At 65.7% G+C, this 19,701-nt stretch carries 19 protein-coding genes; 12 read left to right on the forward strand and 7 right to left on the reverse strand.

Translation table 11 applies throughout. From position 1 onward, the window contains the following. The first annotated feature begins 61 nt into the window (after positions 1-61). The 7 genes from METH_RS17705 to METH_RS17735 all read left to right on the forward strand — a co-directional run bounded on the left by METH_RS17705 (position 62) and on the right by METH_RS17735 (position 7,029). Positions 62-454, forward strand: a complete 393-nt coding sequence (locus tag METH_RS17705; RefSeq protein WP_024091843.1) for a 5-carboxymethyl-2-hydroxymuconate Delta-isomerase — start codon at positions 62-64, stop codon at positions 452-454. After that, positions 454-1,965, forward strand: coding sequence for a 5-carboxymethyl-2-hydroxymuconate semialdehyde dehydrogenase (gene hpaE / locus METH_RS17710; protein ID WP_024091844.1), 1,512 nt, complete (start codon positions 454-456; stop codon positions 1,963-1,965). The genes METH_RS17705 and hpaE overlap by 1 nt, the downstream gene beginning before the upstream one ends. Positions 1,966-2,056: 91 nt before the next feature. After that, complete coding sequence (hpaD, locus tag METH_RS17715; protein WP_024091845.1) at positions 2,057-3,037, forward strand: 3,4-dihydroxyphenylacetate 2,3-dioxygenase; 981 nt, start codon at positions 2,057-2,059, stop codon at positions 3,035-3,037. A 131-nt stretch (positions 3,038-3,168) separates the two neighbouring features. Further along, entirely contained in the window at positions 3,169-4,581 is a 1,413-nt protein-coding gene (locus tag METH_RS17720) for a pyridoxal phosphate-dependent decarboxylase family protein (protein WP_024091846.1), read from the forward strand. Beyond that, positions 4,578-5,447, forward strand: a complete 870-nt coding sequence (locus METH_RS17725) for a fumarylacetoacetate hydrolase family protein (RefSeq protein WP_024091847.1) — start codon at positions 4,578-4,580, stop codon at positions 5,445-5,447. Before METH_RS17720 ends, METH_RS17725 begins: the two co-directional genes overlap by 4 nt. Continuing rightward, the gene (gene hpaH, locus METH_RS17730; RefSeq protein WP_024091848.1) at positions 5,444-6,244 is read left to right on the forward strand and encodes a 2-oxo-hept-4-ene-1,7-dioate hydratase; all 801 of its coding nucleotides are present in this window, start codon (positions 5,444-5,446) and stop codon (positions 6,242-6,244) included. The genes METH_RS17725 and hpaH overlap by 4 nt, the downstream gene beginning before the upstream one ends. A gap of 14 nt (positions 6,245-6,258) precedes the next feature. Then, on the forward strand, positions 6,259-7,029 hold the full coding sequence (locus tag METH_RS17735) for an HpcH/HpaI aldolase family protein (protein ID WP_024091849.1): 771 nt from the start codon (positions 6,259-6,261) through the stop codon (positions 7,027-7,029). 204 nt (positions 7,030-7,233) lie between these two features. Here the strand turns inward: METH_RS17735 and METH_RS17740 are convergent, their stop codons facing one another. From METH_RS17740 to METH_RS17750, 3 genes are all read right to left on the reverse strand, one after another. Then, positions 7,234-8,895, reverse strand: a complete 1,662-nt coding sequence (locus tag METH_RS17740; RefSeq protein WP_024091850.1) for a DUF4139 domain-containing protein — start codon at positions 8,893-8,895, stop codon at positions 7,234-7,236. A gap of 138 nt (positions 8,896-9,033) precedes the next feature. After that, entirely contained in the window at positions 9,034-10,056 is a 1,023-nt protein-coding gene (locus tag METH_RS17745) for an aspartate-semialdehyde dehydrogenase (protein WP_024091851.1), read from the reverse strand. An 82-nt stretch (positions 10,057-10,138) separates the two neighbouring features. Next, positions 10,139-11,311, reverse strand: coding sequence for an MFS transporter (locus METH_RS17750; RefSeq protein WP_024091852.1), 1,173 nt, complete (start codon positions 11,309-11,311; stop codon positions 10,139-10,141). A 116-nt stretch (positions 11,312-11,427) separates the two neighbouring features. Between METH_RS17750 and METH_RS17755 the strand changes: the two genes are divergently transcribed. Continuing rightward, positions 11,428-12,591, forward strand: coding sequence for a DUF3095 domain-containing protein (locus METH_RS17755; protein ID WP_024091853.1), 1,164 nt, complete (start codon positions 11,428-11,430; stop codon positions 12,589-12,591). 2 nt (positions 12,592-12,593) lie between these two features. On the opposite strand, the gene METH_RS17760 is transcribed toward METH_RS17755, so the two are convergent. Further along, positions 12,594-13,244, reverse strand: coding sequence for a carbonic anhydrase (locus METH_RS17760; protein WP_024091854.1), 651 nt, complete (start codon positions 13,242-13,244; stop codon positions 12,594-12,596). Positions 13,245-13,423: 179 nt separating this feature from the next. Here METH_RS17760 and METH_RS17765 point away from each other — a divergent pair, with 179 nt between their 5' ends. The 3 genes from METH_RS17765 to METH_RS17775 all read left to right on the forward strand — a co-directional run bounded on the left by METH_RS17765 (position 13,424) and on the right by METH_RS17775 (position 16,080). Next, positions 13,424-13,783 carry a hypothetical protein gene (locus METH_RS17765; protein WP_052348742.1) on the forward strand — a complete coding sequence of 120 codons (360 nt, stop codon included), beginning with the start codon at positions 13,424-13,426 and terminating at the stop codon, positions 13,781-13,783. An 85-nt stretch (positions 13,784-13,868) separates the two neighbouring features. Then, a complete protein-coding gene (locus tag METH_RS17770; protein WP_024091856.1) occupies positions 13,869-15,251 on the forward strand; it encodes a leucyl aminopeptidase family protein in 1,383 nt (460 codons plus the stop codon). A 4-nt stretch (positions 15,252-15,255) separates the two neighbouring features. Beyond that, positions 15,256-16,080, forward strand: coding sequence for a C40 family peptidase (locus tag METH_RS17775; RefSeq protein WP_024091857.1), 825 nt, complete (start codon positions 15,256-15,258; stop codon positions 16,078-16,080). 95 nt (positions 16,081-16,175) lie between these two features. On the opposite strand, the gene METH_RS17780 is transcribed toward METH_RS17775, so the two are convergent. The 3 genes from METH_RS17780 to METH_RS17790 all read right to left on the reverse strand — a co-directional run bounded on the left by METH_RS17780 (position 16,176) and on the right by METH_RS17790 (position 19,088). Continuing rightward, positions 16,176-16,520: a DUF2794 domain-containing protein gene (locus METH_RS17780; RefSeq protein WP_024091858.1), complete on the reverse strand. Its 345-nt coding sequence runs from the start codon at positions 16,518-16,520 to the stop codon at positions 16,176-16,178. Between the two features lie 115 nt (positions 16,521-16,635). Continuing rightward, complete coding sequence (locus METH_RS17785; protein ID WP_024091859.1) at positions 16,636-17,325, reverse strand: ArsR/SmtB family transcription factor; 690 nt, start codon at positions 17,323-17,325, stop codon at positions 16,636-16,638. A gap of 80 nt (positions 17,326-17,405) precedes the next feature. Continuing rightward, a complete protein-coding gene (locus METH_RS17790; RefSeq protein WP_024091860.1) occupies positions 17,406-19,088 on the reverse strand; it encodes a Y-family DNA polymerase in 1,683 nt (560 codons plus the stop codon). A 112-nt stretch (positions 19,089-19,200) separates the two neighbouring features. Here METH_RS17790 and METH_RS17795 point away from each other — a divergent pair, with 112 nt between their 5' ends. Then, entirely contained in the window at positions 19,201-19,677 is a 477-nt protein-coding gene (locus METH_RS17795; RefSeq protein ID WP_245602921.1) for a c-type cytochrome, read from the forward strand. Positions 19,678-19,701 lie beyond the last annotated feature (24 nt).

Raw genomic sequence — 19,701 nt, forward strand, 5'->3', positions numbered from 1 at the left:
TGCTTGACTGGCGCCTATTAATTTGCTAAACATGTTAAGTAATTCAGAAGGGATACCGGACATGCCGCACATCACCCTGGACTACTCTGCCAATATGGAGGAGCGCGCCGATATAGCCGCGCTCTGCGGCCATCTGCGGCAGGCTGCAGCGGACACCGGCGTATTTCCTCTGGCGGGCCTCCGGGTCCGTGCCTTTGCCGCCAGTCACGTCTCAATTGCGGATGGCGGCCCGCAGCACGGTTACATCGATATTTCGATCCGCCTGCGGGCCGGCCGCGATCCAGACACCCGCAAACGCGCGGCCCAGGCAGTGTTCGAAGCGGCCCGGGCCTTCCTTGCGCCAGCGATGCAGCAGCACTCCATCGCGCTCTCGCTGGAGATGCGCGACATCGACCCGGACCTTTCTCCGAAATGCGGCACCATCCGCGACCATATGCAAAAGGCGGACCCGTGATGCGCGATCTGACCACCAACATCGAAACGCTGACCGGCCACCTGAGCCGCTTCCGCGACGGCGGCATTCAGAACCTGATCGCAGGCGAAAGCCGGGCCGCGGCCTCCGGTGCCACGTTTGAAACATCTTCGCCGGTGGATGAAAGCGTGATCTGCACTGTTGCCAAGGGCGGTGCCGCGGATATCGACGCTGCCGCCAAGGCCGCCAAGGATGCCTTCCCCGCCTGGCGCGACATGCCGGCGCTGGAGCGCAAGAAGATCCTGCACCGCATCGCCGATCTGATCGCCGGCCGCGCCGAGGAAATCGCCCTGTGCGAAAGCTGGGACACCGGCCAGCCGATCCGCTTCATGGCCAAGGCCGCCCTGCGCGGGGCCGAGAACTTCCGCTTCTTCGCGGACAAGGCCACAGCGGCCCGTGACGGCCAGCAACTGCAATCCCCCACCCTGATGAATGTCACCACCCGCGTGCCGATCGGCCCGGTTGGCGTGATCACCCCCTGGAACACGCCTTTCATGCTGTCGACCTGGAAGATCGCGCCTGCGCTGGCGGCCGGCTGCACCGTGGTCCACAAACCGGCTGAATTCTCCCCCCTCACCGCCCGCATCCTGGCCGAGATTGCCCAGGAAGCAGGCCTGCCGCCCGGCGTCTGGAACCTGGTGAACGGCTTTGGCGAGGACGCGGGCAAAGCCCTCACGGAACACCCGGACATCAAGGCCATCGCCTTTGTCGGCGAGTCCAGAACCGGCTCGATGATCATGAAACAGGGCGCCGATACCCTCAAGCGCGTGCATTTCGAACTGGGCGGCAAGAACCCGGTTGTGGTGTTTGACGACGCCGATCTGGACCGCGCGCTGGATGCCGCGGTGTTCATGATCTATTCGCTGAACGGCGAGCGCTGCACCTCCTCCTCGCGCCTGCTGGTGCAGCAGAGCATCGCCGAGGAATTCGAGGCCAAACTGATCAAGCGTGTGAACAACATCAAGGTCGGCCACCCGCTGGACCCGGGCACAGAGGTCGGCCCGCTGATCCATAAGGTGCATTTCGACAAGGTGACGTCCTATTTTGAGACCGCCGAACAGGGCGGTGCCACCATCGCCGCCGGCGGCATCCGCGCCGGAGACAAGGGCTGGTTCGTCCGCCCCACGCTCTTCACCAATGCCACCAGCAATATGACCATCGCCCAGGAGGAAATCTTCGGCCCGGTCCTCACCTCGATCCGGTTCAAGGACGAGGATGAGGCTCTGACACTGGCCAATGACACCCAATACGGCCTCACCGGCTATGTCTGGACCAACGACCTCACCCGCGCCCTGCGCTTCACAAATCAGCTGGAGGCCGGGATGATCTGGGTGAACTCGGAAAACGTCCGCCACCTGCCCACGCCCTTCGGCGGTGTCAAATCCAGCGGCATCGGCCGCGACGGCGGCGATTGGTCGTTCGAGTTCTATATGGAACAAAAGCACATCGGCTTTGCCACCGGCCATCACAAGATCCCGCGCCTCGGCGCCTGAGCCCGCTTCTTTCTGGTCAAAAAATACTCCGGGGAGCGCGAGGGGCCGGCCCCTCGCTCCCGCCCCCGGCCCCACGCGAAAGGTTCCGACCATGCCCGTCCCCGCCGCAAACCTCTATCCGCCCTTCAACATCGTCCGGCTGTCCCACGTCGAATACGCCGTCACCGACCTTGCCGCCTCGCGCGCCTTCTACGTGGACACGCTTGGCCTTCAGGTCACGCACGAGGACGACAGCCGCATCTATCTGCGCGCGATGGAGGAACGCGGCCACCATTGCATCGTGCTGGTCAAGGCGGAGACCGCCTCGGTCGGGGTTCTGGGCTTCAAGCTTTACGATGAGCCGGACCTGGACAAGGCCGCGGAATTCTTCACCTCCCGGGATCTGCCGGTGGAATGGATCGACCGCCCCCACATGGGCAAGACCTTACGCACCCGCGACCCCTGGGGCATCCCGCTTGAGTTCTATGTCAGGATGGACCGGCTGGAGCCGATTCACCAGAAATACAGGCTCTATAACGGGGTAAAACCGCTGCGCATCGACCATTTCAACATGTTCAGTGCGGATGTGGACGCGGCGGTCGCCTTCTATAACGAGATGGGTTTCCGCGTCACCGAATACACCGAGGATGACGACAGCGGCCGTGTCTGGGCCGCCTGGATGCACCGCAAGGGCGGCGTGCATGACGTCGCTTTTACCAATGGTCTTGGCCCCCGCCTGCACCACACCGCCTTCTGGGTGCCGAACCCGCTCAATATCATCGACTTGCTGGACCTGATGTCGACCACCGGTTACGTCGGCAACATCGAGCGCGGCCCCGGCCGGCACGGCATTTCCAACGCCTTCTTCCTCTATGTGCGCGATCCCGACGGCCACCGGATCGAGATCTACTGCTCCGACTACCAGACCGTTGATCCGGATCTGGAGCCGATCAAATGGTCGCTCACCGATCCGCAGCGCCAGACCCTCTGGGGCGCCCCTGCCCCGCGCAGCTGGTTCGAGGAAGGCTCGGTGTTCGAAGGCGCCACCCCGAAACCCAGCACCTTGGACTCGCAGCCGATTATTGCCCCCTGATTCAACATGAGGACGGCGCCTGACCTTGGGGAGGCGTGAAGCGCCTTCCGTTTTGCCGGAGGCAATCCTACGGTTTGACGGGGAAGGTCAGGCACGGTCCGCGCCAATTGCACAAACCTAAGGAATACGAGATGAAATGGGATGACTTCTCCGCATGGGGCCGCAAGGTCGCGGACTGGGCGCAGGACTATCACCTGACGGTGGGCGACCGCCCCGTGCGTGCCCAGTCCCGCCCCGGCGACATGCTGAACGCCCTGCCCCGAACCCCGCCCGAGCAGGGCGAGGGGATGGAAGCGATCTTTGCCGATTTCGAGACCAAGGTGCTGCCCGGCATCACCCATTGGCAGCACCCGCGTTTCTTTGCCTATTTCAACTCCAACGCCGCCGCGCCCTCGGTGCTGGCCGAATTCCTCGCCTCTGCCATCGCGCCGCAATGCATGCTGTGGCAAACCTCGCCGGCCGCGACCGAGATGGAAACAAGGATGATGGACTGGCTGCGACAGGCGCTGGACCTGCCAGAGCAGTTTCAGGGCGTCATTCAGGACAGCGCCTCCTCCGCCACCCTGGCCGCGGTGCTGACCATGCGGGAGAAGGCCCTGAGCTGGCAGGGCAACCAACAGGGGCTGTTCGGGCAGAAGGCGCTGCGCATCTACTGCTCCTCCGAGGTCCACACCTCCATCGACCGCGCCATCTGGGTGGCAGGCATCGGCCAGCAGAACCTGATCCGGGTCCCGATCAAGGGCGACTGGCGCGGCATGGACCCGGATGCGCTGGAGGCCGCCATTCAGGCCGACATCGCCGCGGGCCACCAGCCCGCCGGCGTGATCCTGTGTGTGGGCGGCACCGGCACCGGCGCAACCGACCCGGTGGACCAGGTGCTGGATGTGGCCGAAAAACACGGCCTCTACACCCATGTGGATGCCGCTTGGGCCGGCTCCGCCATGATCTGCCCGGAATACCGCCACTACTGGCCGGGGGTGGAGCGCGCTGACAGCATCGTCTTCAACCCGCATAAATGGCTGGGCGTGCAGTTCGACTGCTCCGCCCATTTCCTGAAGAACCCGGACGATCTGGTGCAGACCCTCGCCATCAGCCCGGAATACCTCAAGACCCACGGCCATGACGGCATCATCAATTACTCCGAATGGTCGGTGCCTCTGGGCCGCCGCTTCCGCGCGCTGAAAATCTGGTTCCTGATCCGCACCTACGGCCTCGACGGGTTGCGCCAGCGGCTGCGCAACCATGTGAACTGGTCGAACCAACTGCACGAAAAGCTCAAGTCAGAGCCTGATTTCCAGATCGTGACGCCGCCGATGTGGTCGCTCTGGACCTTCCGCTATCTGCCCCAAGGTGCCACGGATCCAGACGCTTTGAACCTCGCCTTGGTCAATGCCATCAACGACGACGGCCGCATCTACCTGACCCAGACCCGCGTCGACGGCGATCTGGTGATCCGCTTCCAGGCCGGCCAGTTCGAGACCACCGAAGCCGACGTGATGATGGCCTTCGACGTCATCACCGAAATCGCAAGGAACCTGAAATGACCCGCTTTGCCACCTACACCGCCGATGGGCAGACCTTCTATGGCGCAGTGACGGATGCCGGCATGATCGCCCTGTCGCCGCAGTTCCCCGGCTGGCCCTCCTTACGCGAGGTGATCGCGGCAGACGGCCTGCCCGCGCTGGCAGAAGCCGCCGAGGGCAAACCCGTGACCCACAGGGATTTCACTTATGAAATCCCTGTGCCGAACCCGGAGAAAATCCTCTGCGTCGGGGTCAACTTCCCGGACCGCAACGCAGAGTACAAGGACGGCTCGGCCCAGCCCAAGCACATGTCCTTGTTTCCGCGGTTTGCGCGCTCCTTCACCGGGGCAGAGCGCCCGCTGATCCGCCCGCCGGAAAACCACACGCTGGATTACGAGGGCGAGGTCGCGGTGGTGATTGGCAAACCGGGCCGCCGCATCAAGCCGGAAGACGCCTATGCCCACATCGCGGCGCTGACGTTGTGTAACGAAGGCACCATCCGCGACTGGGTGCGCCATGCCAAGTTCAACGTCACGCAAGGCAAGAACTGGGACAATTCCGGTTCAATCGGCCCCTGGCTGGTCCCCTTCACCGATGCCGCGCAGCTGGACAATGCCCGCATCATCACCCGCGTGAACGGAGAAATCCGCCAGGACGACACCCTTGCCCGCATGATGTTCCCGATCCGCGAGGAGATCGCCTATATCTCCACCTTCACCACGCTGCAGCCCGGCGACATCATCATCACCGGCACCCCCACCGGCGCAGGCGCGCGCTTTGATCCGCCGAAATACCTGGTGCCCGGCGATGTGGTGGAGGTTGACGTAGCGGGCATCGGAACCCTGCGCAACACCGTCGCGGATGAATTTGGCGAGGATGAGGCATGACCCCTGAACAGCATCAGGAAGCCGCCGAAAGGCTCTGCCAGGCTGAGACAACCGGCCAGCAATGCGGCCTGCTCTCGCTGGCCTATCCCGGCATGACGCTGGAGGACGCTTATGCGGTGCAACAGGCTCTGATACGGCAAAAACTGACCTCCGGGCGGCGCAAGATCGGCTGGAAGATCGGCCTCACCAGCCGCGCCATGCAGCAGGCGCTGAACATCACCACGCCCGACAGCGGCGTGCTGCTGGACGATATGCTCTTTGAAAACGGCGCCACCGTCCCCGCTGGCCGCTTCATCCAGCCGCGGGTGGAGGCCGAGATTGCCTTTGTCATGAAATCCCCCCTCGCAGGCGCCGACTGCAGCCGCGCGGACGTCTTGGCCGCCACGGACCATGTTGCGCCATCGCTGGAAATCCTCGACACCCGCATCCTGCGCGCGGATCCGGAGACCGGTCAGGCCCGCATCATCACCGACACCATCAGCGACAATGCCGCAAATGCCGGTATCGTGCTGGGCAAAGAACGCCACGCGGCCGACGCCCACGACCTGCGCTGGGTGGGCGCCATCACCTCCCGCAATGGCACGGTCGAGGAAACCGGCCTCGGCGCGGGCGTGCTGAATGATCCCGTCACCTCAGTGCTCTGGCTGGCGCGGCGGATGGCTGAATATGGACAACAGATCGAGGCCGGGGATATCGTGCTCTCAGGTTCTTTCATCCGCCCAATCGAATGCCCGCCGGGCACAGAAATCGCCGCCGATTTCGGCCCCTTCGGCTCAGTATCCATCACCTTCGCCTGACAGGAGGCCTGCCCATGCCCGCGCCCAAGAACACCTTCAAACAAGCCCTCGCCAAGGGCGAGCGCCAGATCGGCTGCTGGATGAGCTTCGCTGACGGTCAGATTGCCGAGATCATGGGCACCTGCGGATTTGACTGGCTGGTGATCGACGGCGAGCATGCGCCGAACGACATCCGCTCGATCCGCGACCAGCTGATGGCCCTGGCGGCCTCCCCCAGCCATCCGGTGGTGCGGGTGCCGGTTGGCGAAACCTGGATGATCAAGCAGGTGCTGGATGCCGGCGCCCAGACGGTCCTGGTGCCGATTGTGGAAAGCGCAGATCAGGCCCGTGAACTGGTCCGCGCCTGCCACTACCCGCCGAAGGGCTTGCGCGGGGTTGGCGCCACGGCGGCCCGCGCCACCATGTTCGGCACGGTGACGGAGTACATCCAGACCGCCGATCAGGAGGTGTGTCTGCTGGTGCAGGTGGAAAACCGTGCCGGGATGGACGCTCTGGATGAAATCCTGCAGGTCGAGGGCATCGACGGCGTCTTCATCGGCCCCGCGGATCTGTCGACAGATATGGGCCATCAGGGCAACTCCGCGCATCCGGACGTGCGCGCAGTGATTGCCGATGCGATCAATCGGATCAGGGCTGCAGGCCTCGCGCCCGGCATCCTCGGAACCACAGAGGAAGCCGTTCAGGCATACGCGGACATGGGGGCGCAATTTCTGGCCGTCGGCATCGACGTGATGGTGCTTGCCCGCAATGCCCGCGCGCTGGCGGCACGCTGGAAGGCGGAGTAACACCGCCCCTTGGGGCCCTGATAATGGACGTTCTCCCGTGCCCGCCCGCCGCCCTGGCAGAGCCAGAGCAACGGCAGCGGGCTTGGGCGTGGCACCGCGCGGGGCGCGGTGCCACGCCCAACGGGAGGAAGGTATTTTCAATACCCGGCGACGGGCGGGAGCGCGCCGCCAGCCGCCAGACTCCGCGCCGCGCCCGGGCGGCGATCAGCGCAGCACCATCCCCTCGGGCCAGCTGAGTGCGGTGTCCAGGCGGATAGTCTGGCTTTCGCCCGGCTCCAGCTCCAGGTCCCAGGCCAGGATGCCGCGCTGCTTCTCCACGTTTTCCTCCGCGGGCTGCGGTTTCGCGCTCCACTCGATCTCCAGATCGTCCTGCTGCGAATAGGGCACCCGGTCCAGCACCCGTACCGGCCAGTCCTGCGCGGTCAGATTCTCCACCGTGATCTCCACCTTCTGCACCTGCGCGCTGCTGCGCGAGATCAGCCCCTGCTCCCCCTCGCTCTGCCCCAGCACGTCGCGGCGCAGCTGCAGGCCTTCGATAGGGCCGAAACCGGCGTCCATTTCCGCACCCGGCGCCAGCCCGGCGAAAGGCTCCACCGTGACCAGCTTGCCATCAACAAACCGCGGAACCTCGTCCGAGGCCAGCAGCTGCTCGCCAAATGTGTTGGCGAATGCGGCCACCCGGTAGGCGGTCTTGTCCCGCAACGGCACTGCTACCGCCCGCACCTTTGCCTCAGCGGTCAGGCTGTCCATTTCCAGCCGCAGCAAGTCGGCGCCGGAGGCAATCGAGACCGGCAGGCCGAACCGGTAGGCCGCTGCTGCGCCGCCCAGATCAGCGCCCCAGCCGCCGCGGGCCTCCTCCTCAAAAACGGGCGCCGCTGCCGGCTCTGCCAGCGCAGACAGTTCCGCCGCGTCCTGCCCCATTGATTTCAGCGCCCGCGGCGGCTGCGGCTCCTCGATCCGGCGCAGCCTGGGGTGCAGTGCCGACGGGCTGCCCTGCCCGGCGGGCACCGCGGTCGACAGGGTCAGCGCCACGTCCTGCCAATTCTCGCCGGTATCCTGCACCAGCATCACCGCCCGTTTCAGGATCACCTGCTCCCCGTTCACTGTGCTGAGGTGCATCTCGTAGGACGGCTGCCAGCCGGTATTGCCCGCACCCGCGGTGTAGTAGCTGACCTTGACAGCGCCCTCGCCCGCCTGCCCGGCCTCGATATCCACGGCGATGAACAGCCGGTCTTCATCCTCCAGCGTGATCGCGGCCAGCGCCGCCTGCGCCGCTGCCAATTCCTCTTCCAGGTCCTCCAGCTGCAGCTCAATCCGGCGGGCCTCTGCCTCTGCCGCCACCGCCGCCTGGCTGGCTCCGGCGGCCTCGTCGGAAATCATCCGGGCAATGGCGCTCAGCGCGGCGGCATCCGCTTCCGCCAGCCCTTCGTTCGCGCCCAATTGCTGCAGGAAGCCAATCGAAGCCTCCGCCGCCTGCACCCCGGAACGGGCCCGCGCAGCCTCATCCCGCACCGCTGCAATCCGCGCCTCGGCCTCGCGCACCCGCGCCTCTGCAGCCTCGGCCTCAGGATCCTCCGCATTACGCGGCGGCACATAATCCTCGCGCAGCAGGGTGGCCACGCGGCGCGCACCGGCAATTTCAACCTGCAGGGTCTCCAGCAAGGCAGTCCTGGGAACATTCTGCAGGATCAGCCGGTGGCGGCCTTCCGGCAGTGCCAGCGCGGCGCTGCGGGTGACTTCCGCCAGCCCCGGGTACAGCGTCACCTCTGACACGGAACTGCTGACCGGAATGGTTTCGGCCGCCGCAAAGGGTGCGGCTGCCACGGCAAATGAGGTGAAGGCAAAGGCCATCATGGGAAATCGCATTGGCATCTCTCAAACAAATATCCGCGGCGCAAAACTGCCCGCCCGATGCCGAGCCTAGCCGCCGCCCCGCCCGGAGGCCACGCAAAAGAAAAGGGCCGCCTCTTGCGAAGCGGCCCCCTCACCAAAAGGATATAAGGCTTAGCCTTTCTTCAGGACCTCACGGCCCAAAAGCTCGGCAATCTGCACCGCGTTCAGGGCCGCGCCCTTGCGCAGGTTGTCGCTGACGCACCACAGGTTCAGGCCGTTCTCAATGGTCGAATCCTGGCGGATCCGGCTGATGAAAGTAGCGAAATCACCGACGCATTCCACCGGGGTCACGTAGCCGCCGTCTTCACGCTTGTCGATCACCATGACGCCCGGCGCCTCGCGCAGGATATCGCGGGCCTCGTCTTCGTCCAGGAAGTCCTCGAACTCGATGTTCACGGCTTCCGAGTGGCCGACAAACACCGGCACGCGGACGCAGGTCGCGGTGACCTTGATCGAGGTGTCGATGATCTTCTTGGTCTCGGCGACCATCTTCCACTCTTCCTTGGTCGAGCCGTCTTCCATGAAGACGTCGATATGCGGAATGACGTTAAAGGCGATCTGTTTGGTGAATTGCCGGGCCGGCTTGTCATCGGTCGGGTTGTAAATCGACTTGGTCTGGTCCCACAGCTCATCAATGCCGTTTTTGCCCGCGCCGGACACCGACTGATAGGTCGAGACGACAACGCGCTTGATCTTGGCGCGGTCATGCAGCGGCTTCAGGGCGACAACCATCTGCGCGGTTGAGCAGTTGGGGTTGGCGATGATGTTTTTCTTGGCATAGCCGTGCACGGCGTCCGGGTTCACCTCCGGCACGATCAGCGGAATGTCCGGATCGTAACGGTACAGCGACGAGTTATCGATCACGGTGCAGCCGGCGGCAGCAGCCTTGGGCGCGTAATCCTTGGTCGCGGCGGATCCCACGGCGAACAGCGCCATGTCCCAGCCGGTGAAATCGAAGGTGTCCAGATCCTGGGTCTTCAGTGTCTTATCGCCAAAGCTGACTTCGGTGCCGAGAGATTTGCGGCTGGCCAGCACAGCGATCTCATCCACAGGGAACTGGCGCTCGGCCAGGATGTTCAGCATTTCGCGGCCCACGTTGCCAGTGGCGCCAACGACGACGATGCGGTAACCCATTTGTCTGTTTCTCCAGTAATGCCCGGCCCCATGGCCGGCGGCGGAGTGATACTGCCTCCGGGGACAAGTTTAAAGTCCCGGATCAGTCCATGCTGTCCCGGCTCAGCAGATAAATGGCGCATCCCAACGCCAAACAGACCAAAAAGAAGCTGAAAATCCCGGTATAGGGCAGGGAAAGGTCCGCTCCGGCCATTCCCGCATGGATGCGGCCGGTGGCGAACTGCATGATTCCCACCCCGCCGATGCCGAAGAAATTCAGCAATGTGACCCCGCGCCCGGCCAGATGCGGCGGCACAAAGGCGCGGCCATGCGCCATGATCACCGGGAACGAGGCGCCAAAGAACCCGATCGCCGCCATCAGCAGGACCGGCATCCAGACCGGCGCGCCAGCCGCCAGAACCAATCCGCCCAACGCCAGGCACGCCAGCAGGTTGCCGACCAGTATGACCCATTTGCGGGTGCCCAGCATCCGGTCAAGCGGCCCGTATAGAAAAGTGCCGGCAATCATCGCTGCTCCCATTACCATCGTTGCCAGCCCCACTTGCTGGGTGCTGAGCCCGTAAAGGTCGTTCAGATAGGGCCCGATCCACAGCCCCCGCAGCGCCCCCGACGGCGCATAGGCCACCAGCATCAGCGGGAAAATCGCCCACAGCGCCGGCATCTTCAGCAGATCCAGCACCGATCCCTTGTGCTCCCCGTCCGGCTTGTCCGGATCTGTCACGGTCACAAAGAGCCCGGCCGCCACCACCGCGGAAACCACCGCCAGCCCCGCCAGCGTCTGCCGCCAGCCGAACAGATCCACCGCCAGCGCTGTCGGATAAGAGGCCACCAGATTGCCGGCCGACCCAACCCCCAGCATCAGCGCCGCCAGGGTCGCAAACCGCGCAGGCGGGTACTGGCGCGCAAAGATATAGTAAGAGGCCATCAGCACCGGCGAACAGCCGATGCCGATCAGGAACATCGCGATACTGACATGCAAGGGCCCGGCCGCCGCGGCAAACAGCGCCGCCCCGCCGCCGCCGCCCAGAAGCAGCAGCAGCGCCGCGGTCCGGCGCGGCCCCGCATGGTCCAGCGCCCAGCCCACCGGCAGCTGCATTGCGGCAAAGGACAGGAACCACATGCCCGACGCAAAGGCGAGATCATCCGGTGCCGCACCGATATCCTGCGCCAGCACGCTGGACAGCACCGCCAGAAAGGCACGGAAAAACTGGCTCAGCACGTAAGCCAGGCACAATAAAATCAATCCTGCCTGCATTCCCCGCCCCCCGGCTTGCCGTTTCCGCGGCACAGCTTGCATGTTTGGCCCTGACACACAATTCGTTTAGGAAGAAACGGCAGGTCACTGGCGCGGGTTACTGGGGCGGGAATGGAATGACGACAGACAGCTTCTATGCCGGCCTGCCGAAAACCCGGTCCTTCGACAGCCTTGCCGCGCCAGAAGCCTTTGTGCCGCTGCCGCCGGACTGGCACCTGTGCTGCACCGATATCGTCAATTCCACCGGGCTGGCGGCGGCGGGCCGCTACAAGACCGTCAACATGATCGGCACCGCGGTGATCGCCGCCATGCGCAATGCGCTGCAGGGCGAGCCGTTCCCTTTTATCTTCGGCGGTGACGGCGCCTCCTTCGCGGTGCCGGCCCGGCACAAGGACACCGCCAGAAAAGTGCTGGCGGGTCTGCGCAGCTGGACCAAAGCGGAATACGGCGTCAGCCTGCGGGCTGCGATGCTGCCGATGGATTGGATCCGGGCCGAGGGGCTGGACGTCCGGATTGCCCGCTATGCGGTGTCGGAGCACGCGGATTTCGCCATGTTCAACGGCGGCGGCCTGGCCTGGGCCGAGTCGCAAATGAAGGCCGGCGCCTTTGCGGTGGCCGCCGCCCCGCAGGCCGGACCGCCCGACCTCAGCGGCCTGTCCTGCCGCTGGAGCAACACCCCCGCACGGAACGGCATTATCCTGTCGGTGGTGGCCCAGCCCGCGCCGGGCACCAGCCCGCGGGCCTTTGCCCGGCTCTCGGCAGAATTGCTGGATCTGGCCTCTGAACTTGCGGAAGACGGCCACCCGGTGCCCGATTCCGGCCCGAAACTGCGCTTTCCGCCCGCCGGCCTGGCGCTGGAAGCCCAGGCGTCCCGCGGGAATCAGCCGGTGATCTTGCGGAAATTCTACTTATTCTTCCACAGCCTCTTTGCCGGGGTGCTTTTCGCCTTGAAGCGCCCGGCGGGCGGCTTTGACCCGGTGCACTACCTGTCCGTTCTCAAAGCCCATTCCGATTTTCGCAAATTTGACGATGGCCTGAAGATGACGCTGGATTGCACCCCGGCCATCAGCAACCGGATCCGCGGCCGCCTGCAGCAGGCCGCCGGCGCAGGGCTGGTGCAATTCGGCCTGCACGAACAAGACGCCGCCATGGTCACCTGTATCGTGCCCTCGCCGGTGGAGGACGACCACATCCACTTTGTCGATGGGGCCGGCGGCGGCTATACGCAAGCAGCCGCCAATCTGGCAGCTGCTTTTGGTATCAGCAAAAACCCGGCATGACGTCAGACCGGCGCAAACAGGCCCGTCTTGGGATCATAACATTCCAGCCCGCCCTCGCCGATATCGGTCCACAGGCCATGCAGGCTCAGCTGTCCGGCCTTCACCGATGATTCGATGAAAGGAAAGGTCATCAGGTTTTCCAATGATGCAACAACGGCCTGGCGCTCAAACTGGCGCGCTTGCTGCTCCGGATCCTCGATTCCGGCAACGCCGTCGAACTTGGGCCTCAGAATCTCCATCCAGCGCCCGACAAAGCTGGTCTTCTCTTCCAGCTGCGGCGCGTTGCCCTTGCACATGTCGATACAGCCCTGCACGCCGCCGCACTGCGAATGGCCCAGCACGATCAGATGCGAAACCTTCAGCGCCGTCACCGCGTATTCCACCGCTGCCGAGGTGCCGTGGTGATCGCCATCTGGAGCAAAGGGCGGCACCAGGTTGGCGATATTGCGGTGGATGAAGAATTCACCCTGATCAGCCCCGAAGATCGAGGTCACATGCACCCGGCTGTCGCAGCAAGAGATCACCATGGCGCGCGGGCGCTGCCCTTCGGTGGCCAGGCGGCGGTACCAGCCCTGGTTATCCTTATAAGATGTGGCTTTCCAGCCGTGGTAACGGGTCACCAGATAACTGGGGAGAGGTTTGGCAAATTCCATTGTCGAATCCTCCGATTGATTGCGCATTGCCGGAGGTGTTACCCCGCATTGTCAGTAAATTCGAGGGATTTGATCACCGCAATGGAAACCTTTTGAAAACTTGTCGGGCTCAAACTGGCAGTTGTGCCGTGGGGGTACATACAACTTGGGTGAATGTGGTGGCCAATATTTTAACAGTGATGCACTCGGAAACAGTGCGCCTTGATCCTGACAAACTCTCTTCCCTTTACGATCAGCTCGGCGAAGCCGGTGCCGAAGATGTGGTGTGCCGGGCAGTCGAAGAAATGGCCGTGCGGCTGACGCATTGCGAGCGGCTTTGGCGGCAGAATGACATGGTCAGCCTGCGCAAAAGCGCCCGGTCGCTGATCGCGATGGCCGATCAGATCGGCATGACGGCGCTGACAGCCATTGCCAGGGATGCGACCGTGGCCATTGATGCCGAGGATGCTCCGGCGGTTGCCGCGATCCTGTTCCGGCTGATGCGGGTGGGCGAACGCTCGCTGACCGCGGTCTGGGATCAGCAGGACATGACGATCTGACAGGTCGGCGGCCGGCAGGGCTTGCAGACGGCGCTGCGGCGGCTACTCTGGCGCATCATTCCTGATCCGCAACCGGAGTATGCCCATGCCGCCCGTCTTTGCCGCGCCCAGCCCGGACGCCTGTCCTGTGCATGTCATCGCAAGCGACACTTTCGACAGCTGGCTCTCCAGCCAGCCGCAGCGCGTGCAGGCCTGGGCAACGGCGCAGGGCTTCACCGGCGCCTGCGGCCAGGCTGTGGCCGTGCCGGCGGCGGATGGCACCTTTGAAATGGCCCTGGCCGGCTATGGCAATGATGCCGCGCGCACGCGCCGCCGCTTTGTGCTGGCCGAGGCCGCCGCGAAACTGCCCGCCGGGACCTACCGGATCGCCTCCGGCCTGCCGCAGGAAGCGGCCGTAACCGAATCGCTGGGCTGGCTGCTGACCGGCTACCGCTTTGACCGCTACAAGGAAAACGCGGCACAGGCCGCTGCATTGGTGGCGCCGGATGGTCTGGATGCAGGCGCCGTGGAATCCCTCGCGGCCGCCGAATGCCTGACCCGCGACCTGATCAACACGCCCGCCTCTGACATGGGCCCGGCAGAGCTGCAGGCCGCCGCCGCCGCCCTGGCAGAGGAATTCGGCGCGGAGACCTCCATCATTCTGGGCGAGGACCTGCTGGCGCAGAATTTTCCGCTGATCCACACTGTCGGCCGCGCCTCGGACCGTGCGCCGCGGCTGATCGACCTGCGCTGGGGCAGCGCCGGGCCGCGGCTCACCCTGGTGGGCAAGGGCGTCTGTTTCGACACCGGCGGGCTGAACCTGAAGCCCGGAAACAGCATGGCGCTGATGAAAAAGGACATGGGCGGCGCCGCCAATGTGCTGGGCCTGGCGCGGATGATCATGGCCGCCGGGCTGAAGCTGCAACTGCGGGTGCTGATTCCGGCGGTGGAAAACGCCGTCTCCGGCCCCGCCTTCCGCCCCGGCGACGTGCTGACCTCGCGCAAGGGGCTGACGGTCGAGGTCAACAACACCGACGCCGAAGGCCGCCTGGTGCTGGCCGACGCGCTGATGCTGGCCGCCGAGGAAGAGCCGGACCTGCTGATCTCCATGGCCACGCTCACCGGTGCCGCGCGCGTCGCCGTCGGCCCCGACCTGTCGCCCTTCTACACCGACCGCGATACCGATGCCGCTGCCCTGTCTGCCAGTGCCGCGCACACCGCCGACCCGGTCTGGCGGATGCCGTTTTATGCCCCTTACGAGACCATGATCGAACCCGGCATTGCGGATCTGGACAATGCGCCCTCCGGCGGCTTTGCAGGCTCGATCACCGCCGCGCTGTTCCTGCGCCGTTTTGCCGGCGATGCCCGTTACATGCATTTCGACATCTACGGCTGGACCCCCAGCGCCGCCCCCGGACGCCCCAAGGGCGGCGCCCTGCAGGGCGCCCGCGCGCTGTTTGCGGCGCTGCCGGGCCTGCTGGAGCTTTGAGTGCATGACCGACCGCCGCCGCACACCGGTGAATGACCGCATCGCCGCCGCGCATCTGAAGGATGCTCCCGCCGGCCTGGACCTGGTAGAGGGCACTGCCGCCCGCATCGGCGTGCCGGTTGCGGACCTCCTGCGCGCGCCGGACGGCGCCCGCGACCGCCAGCTTGTCTATGGCGAGCCGGTGACCGTCTACGAGGACCGCAACGGCTGGTCGTTTCTGCAAGCGGCCAAGGATTCCTACGTCGGATATGTGCCCGGCACGGCCCTCACAGCGCCGTTTGAAGCCACCCATTGGGTCAGCGCCCCGGCGACCCACTGCTATTCGGCGGATGACTTCAAATCGCCGGAGACGCAGGCGCTCAGCCATGGCAGCCGGGTGCAGGCCCTGGGCGGCACCGGACGGTTTCTTGAAACCAACCTGGGGTTCATTCCCGCCCGCCACCTGTCGCCGCTGGGCGCCCATGCCGCGGATCCGGCGGCAGTGGCGGAACTGTTTCTCGGCACGCCCTACCTCTGGGGCGGCAACAGCCGGTTCGGCATCGACTGCTCCGGCCTGGTGCAAGCGGCGCTGCTGGCCTGCGGCATGCCCTGCCCCGGCGACAGCGGCATGCAGGAGGCAGAGTTGGGAGAGGCGGCCGCCTCCAAAGACTATCAGCGCGGCGACCTGCTGTTCTGGAAAGGCCATGTGGCGCTGGTGCGGGACGCCCGCACTCTGATCCACGCCAACGCCCACGATATGGCGGTGGCGATCGAACCGATCGAAGCGGCGGTTGAGCGGATCCAGGCCCAGGGCGACGGCCCGGTCACCGCACATAAACGGCTGGCGTGACCCGCATCAGCCACCGCAGGCAGTGAAAATCTTGCGAAGTTTTCTGACCGGAAAATTTGAGTTTTCCGGTCCCTCTGCGGCAGCAGCCGCACCCGTCAGTCCACAGACCGGATCAGCTTGCGCTCCAGCACCCGCAGAACGGTTTTCAGATCCGCCCCGCGCTTCAGGATGTGCCCGTCCATGCCCACCACCGAATACTGCCCCTGCCGTTGCCGCAGCTTGGGACGCTTTTCGATCCGGTATAGCGGATGCTCTGCGGTGCGCCGGAAGACGGAAAAAACTGCCAGATCACGCAGGCAGGCAATCCCGTAATCGCGCCATTCCCCCGCCGCGACCATGCGGCCGTACAACGTCATAATGACCGACAGTTCCCGCCGGTCAAACGCGACTTGCTGAGGGTAGGAAGATCCGGGAAAAGGCTGCACCTGATCAAAGCTCATAGTGTATAGGTTGCGCCGTTTCCGGGGCAAATCAAGGTTTATCCCCTTCGAATTTTCCTGTGATGCAGAAGGCGCACAGGCTCTGCCCCCTGTTTTCAGCCCGCTCCGGCCTGCCTCAGGCCGCCACCAGCCCGCCGCAGCTGAGGCCCAGAATCTGCTCCAGCGCGCGTGCGCCAGGCGTCGTCAGCACCAATCCGCGCTTGTGCCGGCGGCGCCTGACCCAGCCGCTGTCCAGGGCGTGATCCAGCATCAGCCGCCCCAGCGGCCCCGCCACATGCAGCTTGCGCTCGGTCCAGTCCAGACAGGGCCGGGCAAAGGGCTGGCGGCCCGGTTTCTCAGGCAGAACAACCCCAAGCTTCAGCCATTCGCCGGCCGGAACAGCGCAAAAGGCGCCGTGTTCCTCCCGCAGCATCCCGCGGTCCAGAAGCGCCCGGGTCATCGCCACAGCCAAAGGCCCGGCCAGATGGTCATAGCAGCTGCGCACCTGTGCCAGATCCCCCGCCTTGCGCTGCTGCGCCCGGTGCAGGCTGTCTGCGGGCGCAATCGCCGCCAGCTGCTCCAGCGCATGCGCCACCTCCGGCCCGGCCAGCCGGTGATAGACACAGCGGCCGCGCTTTTCGGCCACCACCAGCCCGGCATCCTGCAGCAGCCGCAAATGCGCCGAGGCGGTCTGCGGCGTCACCCCGGCAGCCGCCGCCAGCTCCTTGTTGGTATAGGCGCGCCCCTCCATCAGCTCGCACAGCATCTGCGTGCGGCTGGCGTCGCTGATGGCCTGGCCCAGAATGTCGAAACGCGGTGTGATCATGTTTGCACTCTACGCGCGCCCTGCAGCCAGACCCAAGCAAAACCCTTCGCCGCGCATCGAACTGTTCCCCGCGTGTCCCGTCACGCAAACGACCCATGGCAGAACCAGCCCGGCGACAGCGCGCCGCCATGGGCAAAGAACAGCCACAGCCGTTCGCCGCTTCGGGTCGCCACCACCCAGTAATCGCGCACGCCGCTGCGCCACTCCGGGTCCTCCAGCCACCATTCCGGCGCAATCCGCTCCGGCCCTTCGGCCCCGGCCAGCTCCCAGTCGCGCGCCCGCCAGCGGAAACGCTCCGGCACCTCAGGCCGCTCCGGCGCGGTGACCAGCTCGGGCCGCCAGAGCAGCAGCGGCCGCGGCCGCGGCGGCTGCGGCCACGCGCCCGCCGCAGGTTCCGACCAGGCTGCCGCCTGCACGGTAAAGGTCTTTTCCGGAATATGGCTCTCTGCCGGGTGATACCGGGTGATCGCCTCCAGCCCCAGCCGCGCGCCCAGGCGGCCGATCAGATCCTCCAGCGCCGCGCCATCCTCCTGCCGTGCCCGCGCCGCGGCCCCCGCCTGCATATGGCCCGCGGGGGTGCGGGCGTGGATCGCTTCGGCCTGCAGCACCTCCAGCCGCAGCATGTCGATGCCATAGCCCGCATCGATCTGCTCCAGCTTCATCTCCAACAGCGGCCGGATGCGGTCCGGCTCGCGGCTGGCACGGGCCAGGCCCAGGGTCACGGCCTCCATCTCCTGGTCGCAGCGGTGCGCCTCCAGCCGCAGCACCCGCGCGCCCTTGCCGCGCGTCTCCAGCCGGGCACACAGCCGCGGCAGCATCCGGTCGATCCCCGCCAGCAGATCCTCCATCAGCCCGATCGGCTCCGGCAGGGTCAGCCGCACCGCAAAATGATCCGGGCTGCGCGCGGGCGAGACCGGCTCCGGCGCGCTGCCCATCGCCTGATCCAGCCGCAAGACCAGCCCGCGGCCGAACCGGCGCGCCAGGCCGGCCCGCGGCTGCCCCAGCAGATCGCCGATCCGCCTGAGGCCAAGCCGGTTCAGCTGCGCCACCGTGGCGCCGTCCAGCCGCAAAGCCGCCACCGGCAGCGGCCCAAGCGCGCCGTAAGCCTGCCCGGCTCCGGCAATCCGCCCCGGCTCCGGCGGCGGCGCCTGCAGCTGCGGCGCCGCACCGCCGCGGGTCCAGTGGCGGCGTTTGGCGCTTTGCCGCGGGCTGCGCTTCTGGGCCCGGGACCGGGTCGCCCGGGCCTCCTGGTCGATGGCATCGCCCGAGCGGTCCGGCGCGGCGTCCTCGCCCGCGTAGCGCGCCAGCGCCCAGGCCGCGCCCAGGGTATCCGCCAGCCCCATCTGCACGCTCAGGCCCATCTCTGCGCAGTCCTGCCCCGCCGTCTCCATCAGCGCCGCCTCGCTGCCGAACAGATGCGCGCAGCCGGTAAGGTCGATGGTCAGCCCGTCCTCCCCGGCCTCAGCCACCCAGGGGCTGAACTTGCCGGCCCAGCGCCTGAGAGCGGCCAGGAACGCCGCCTCAGCCGCCCGGTTGCGCGGCCGCACCACCAGGCCCGCACACATCGCATGGGCATCGCGCAGCGGCTGGCCCGGCTGCAAACCTTCCGCCGAAGCCGCCGTGTTTAACGCAGAAATAACCTGGGTGTTGGACACTTCCCCGGCAACAGCCAGCGGCCCGGCAATGCCGCCGCGCTCTGCCCGCATGATACGTTCGGCGCCAAGGCGCGGAAACCAAAGCGATAAGATGCGGCGATGGGGCATGGGCAGATCGGGCAACAGGGGCCGGCAGGCGGCAGATTACAGGAGTTCCACAGCATATGTTCTTATTTTGTTCCTGTCATCCGATTCGGCCGATCCCCCCGGGGCCCTCCCGATGAGCATCCGCCTGTTCAAAACCATTGCCTTCATGGCGATCCTCGCAGCGCTTGCCATTGGCACCACCGCTCCGGTCACAGCCAGGGACGGCGACAGCAACCACGTGACGCGCAGAATGGCCCTGATGACCTCGCAAAAGGCAGCAATGGATGTGCTGACCGGCATGATGGCCGGGCGCAGCTCTTTCGACCGGGACAGGGCCCGCGCGGCGCGGCGGCAGCTGATCAGATCCACCGGCACGATCCGCAAGCATTTCAAGAAGGCCCGGATGGATCCGCGTTCCCATGCGCGGCCCTCGATCTGGCACGCCTGGAAAGATTTCAAAGCCCGCGCAGACACCGCCGAGGCAGCAGCCCGCAACCTCAGCACCCGGTCCCTGCCCGCCCTGCGCCGCACCCTGCCCAGCCTGATGCAAAGCTGCCTCAGCTGCCACGAGACCTACCGCAACACGCCCAACAGCTTCACCACGCACTGATGACCGGCAGGCATCAGCCGCCGG

This window comes from Leisingera methylohalidivorans DSM 14336, from assembly GCF_000511355.1.
GTDB lineage: Bacteria > Pseudomonadota > Alphaproteobacteria > Rhodobacterales > Rhodobacteraceae > Leisingera > Leisingera methylohalidivorans.

What these genes read in the sequence shown, in the direction of transcription:
- METH_RS17795 (WP_245602921.1), top strand. Translation starts at nt 19,201, where the DNA reads ATGAGCATCCGCCTGTTCAAAACCATTGCCTTCATGGCGATCCTCGCA.
- METH_RS17725 (WP_024091847.1), top strand. Translation starts at nt 4,578, where the DNA reads ATGACCCGCTTTGCCACCTACACCGCCGATGGGCAGACCTTCTATGGC.
- hpaE (WP_024091844.1), top strand. Translation starts at nt 454, where the DNA reads ATGCGCGATCTGACCACCAACATCGAAACGCTGACCGGCCACCTGAGC.
- METH_RS17790 (WP_024091860.1), bottom strand. Translation starts at nt 19,088, where the DNA reads ATGCCCCATCGCCGCATCTTATCGCTTTGGTTTCCGCGCCTTGGCGCC.
- METH_RS17720 (WP_024091846.1), top strand. Translation starts at nt 3,169, where the DNA reads ATGAAATGGGATGACTTCTCCGCATGGGGCCGCAAGGTCGCGGACTGG.
- METH_RS17750 (WP_024091852.1), bottom strand. Translation starts at nt 11,311, where the DNA reads ATGCAGGCAGGATTGATTTTATTGTGCCTGGCTTACGTGCTGAGCCAG.
- METH_RS17735 (WP_024091849.1), top strand. Translation starts at nt 6,259, where the DNA reads ATGCCCGCGCCCAAGAACACCTTCAAACAAGCCCTCGCCAAGGGCGAG.
- METH_RS17765 (WP_052348742.1), top strand. Translation starts at nt 13,424, where the DNA reads ATGCACTCGGAAACAGTGCGCCTTGATCCTGACAAACTCTCTTCCCTT.
- METH_RS17780 (WP_024091858.1), bottom strand. Translation starts at nt 16,520, where the DNA reads ATGAGCTTTGATCAGGTGCAGCCTTTTCCCGGATCTTCCTACCCTCAG.
- METH_RS17745 (WP_024091851.1), bottom strand. Translation starts at nt 10,056, where the DNA reads ATGGGTTACCGCATCGTCGTCGTTGGCGCCACTGGCAACGTGGGCCGC.
- METH_RS17760 (WP_024091854.1), bottom strand. Translation starts at nt 13,244, where the DNA reads ATGGAATTTGCCAAACCTCTCCCCAGTTATCTGGTGACCCGTTACCAC.
- METH_RS17705 (WP_024091843.1), top strand. Translation starts at nt 62, where the DNA reads ATGCCGCACATCACCCTGGACTACTCTGCCAATATGGAGGAGCGCGCC.
- METH_RS17785 (WP_024091859.1), bottom strand. Translation starts at nt 17,325, where the DNA reads ATGATCACACCGCGTTTCGACATTCTGGGCCAGGCCATCAGCGACGCC.
- METH_RS17740 (WP_024091850.1), bottom strand. Translation starts at nt 8,895, where the DNA reads ATGCGATTTCCCATGATGGCCTTTGCCTTCACCTCATTTGCCGTGGCA.
- METH_RS17770 (WP_024091856.1), top strand. Translation starts at nt 13,869, where the DNA reads ATGCCGCCCGTCTTTGCCGCGCCCAGCCCGGACGCCTGTCCTGTGCAT.
- hpaD (WP_024091845.1), top strand. Translation starts at nt 2,057, where the DNA reads ATGCCCGTCCCCGCCGCAAACCTCTATCCGCCCTTCAACATCGTCCGG.
- hpaH (WP_024091848.1), top strand. Translation starts at nt 5,444, where the DNA reads ATGACCCCTGAACAGCATCAGGAAGCCGCCGAAAGGCTCTGCCAGGCT.
- METH_RS17755 (WP_024091853.1), top strand. Translation starts at nt 11,428, where the DNA reads ATGACGACAGACAGCTTCTATGCCGGCCTGCCGAAAACCCGGTCCTTC.
- METH_RS17775 (WP_024091857.1), top strand. Translation starts at nt 15,256, where the DNA reads ATGACCGACCGCCGCCGCACACCGGTGAATGACCGCATCGCCGCCGCG.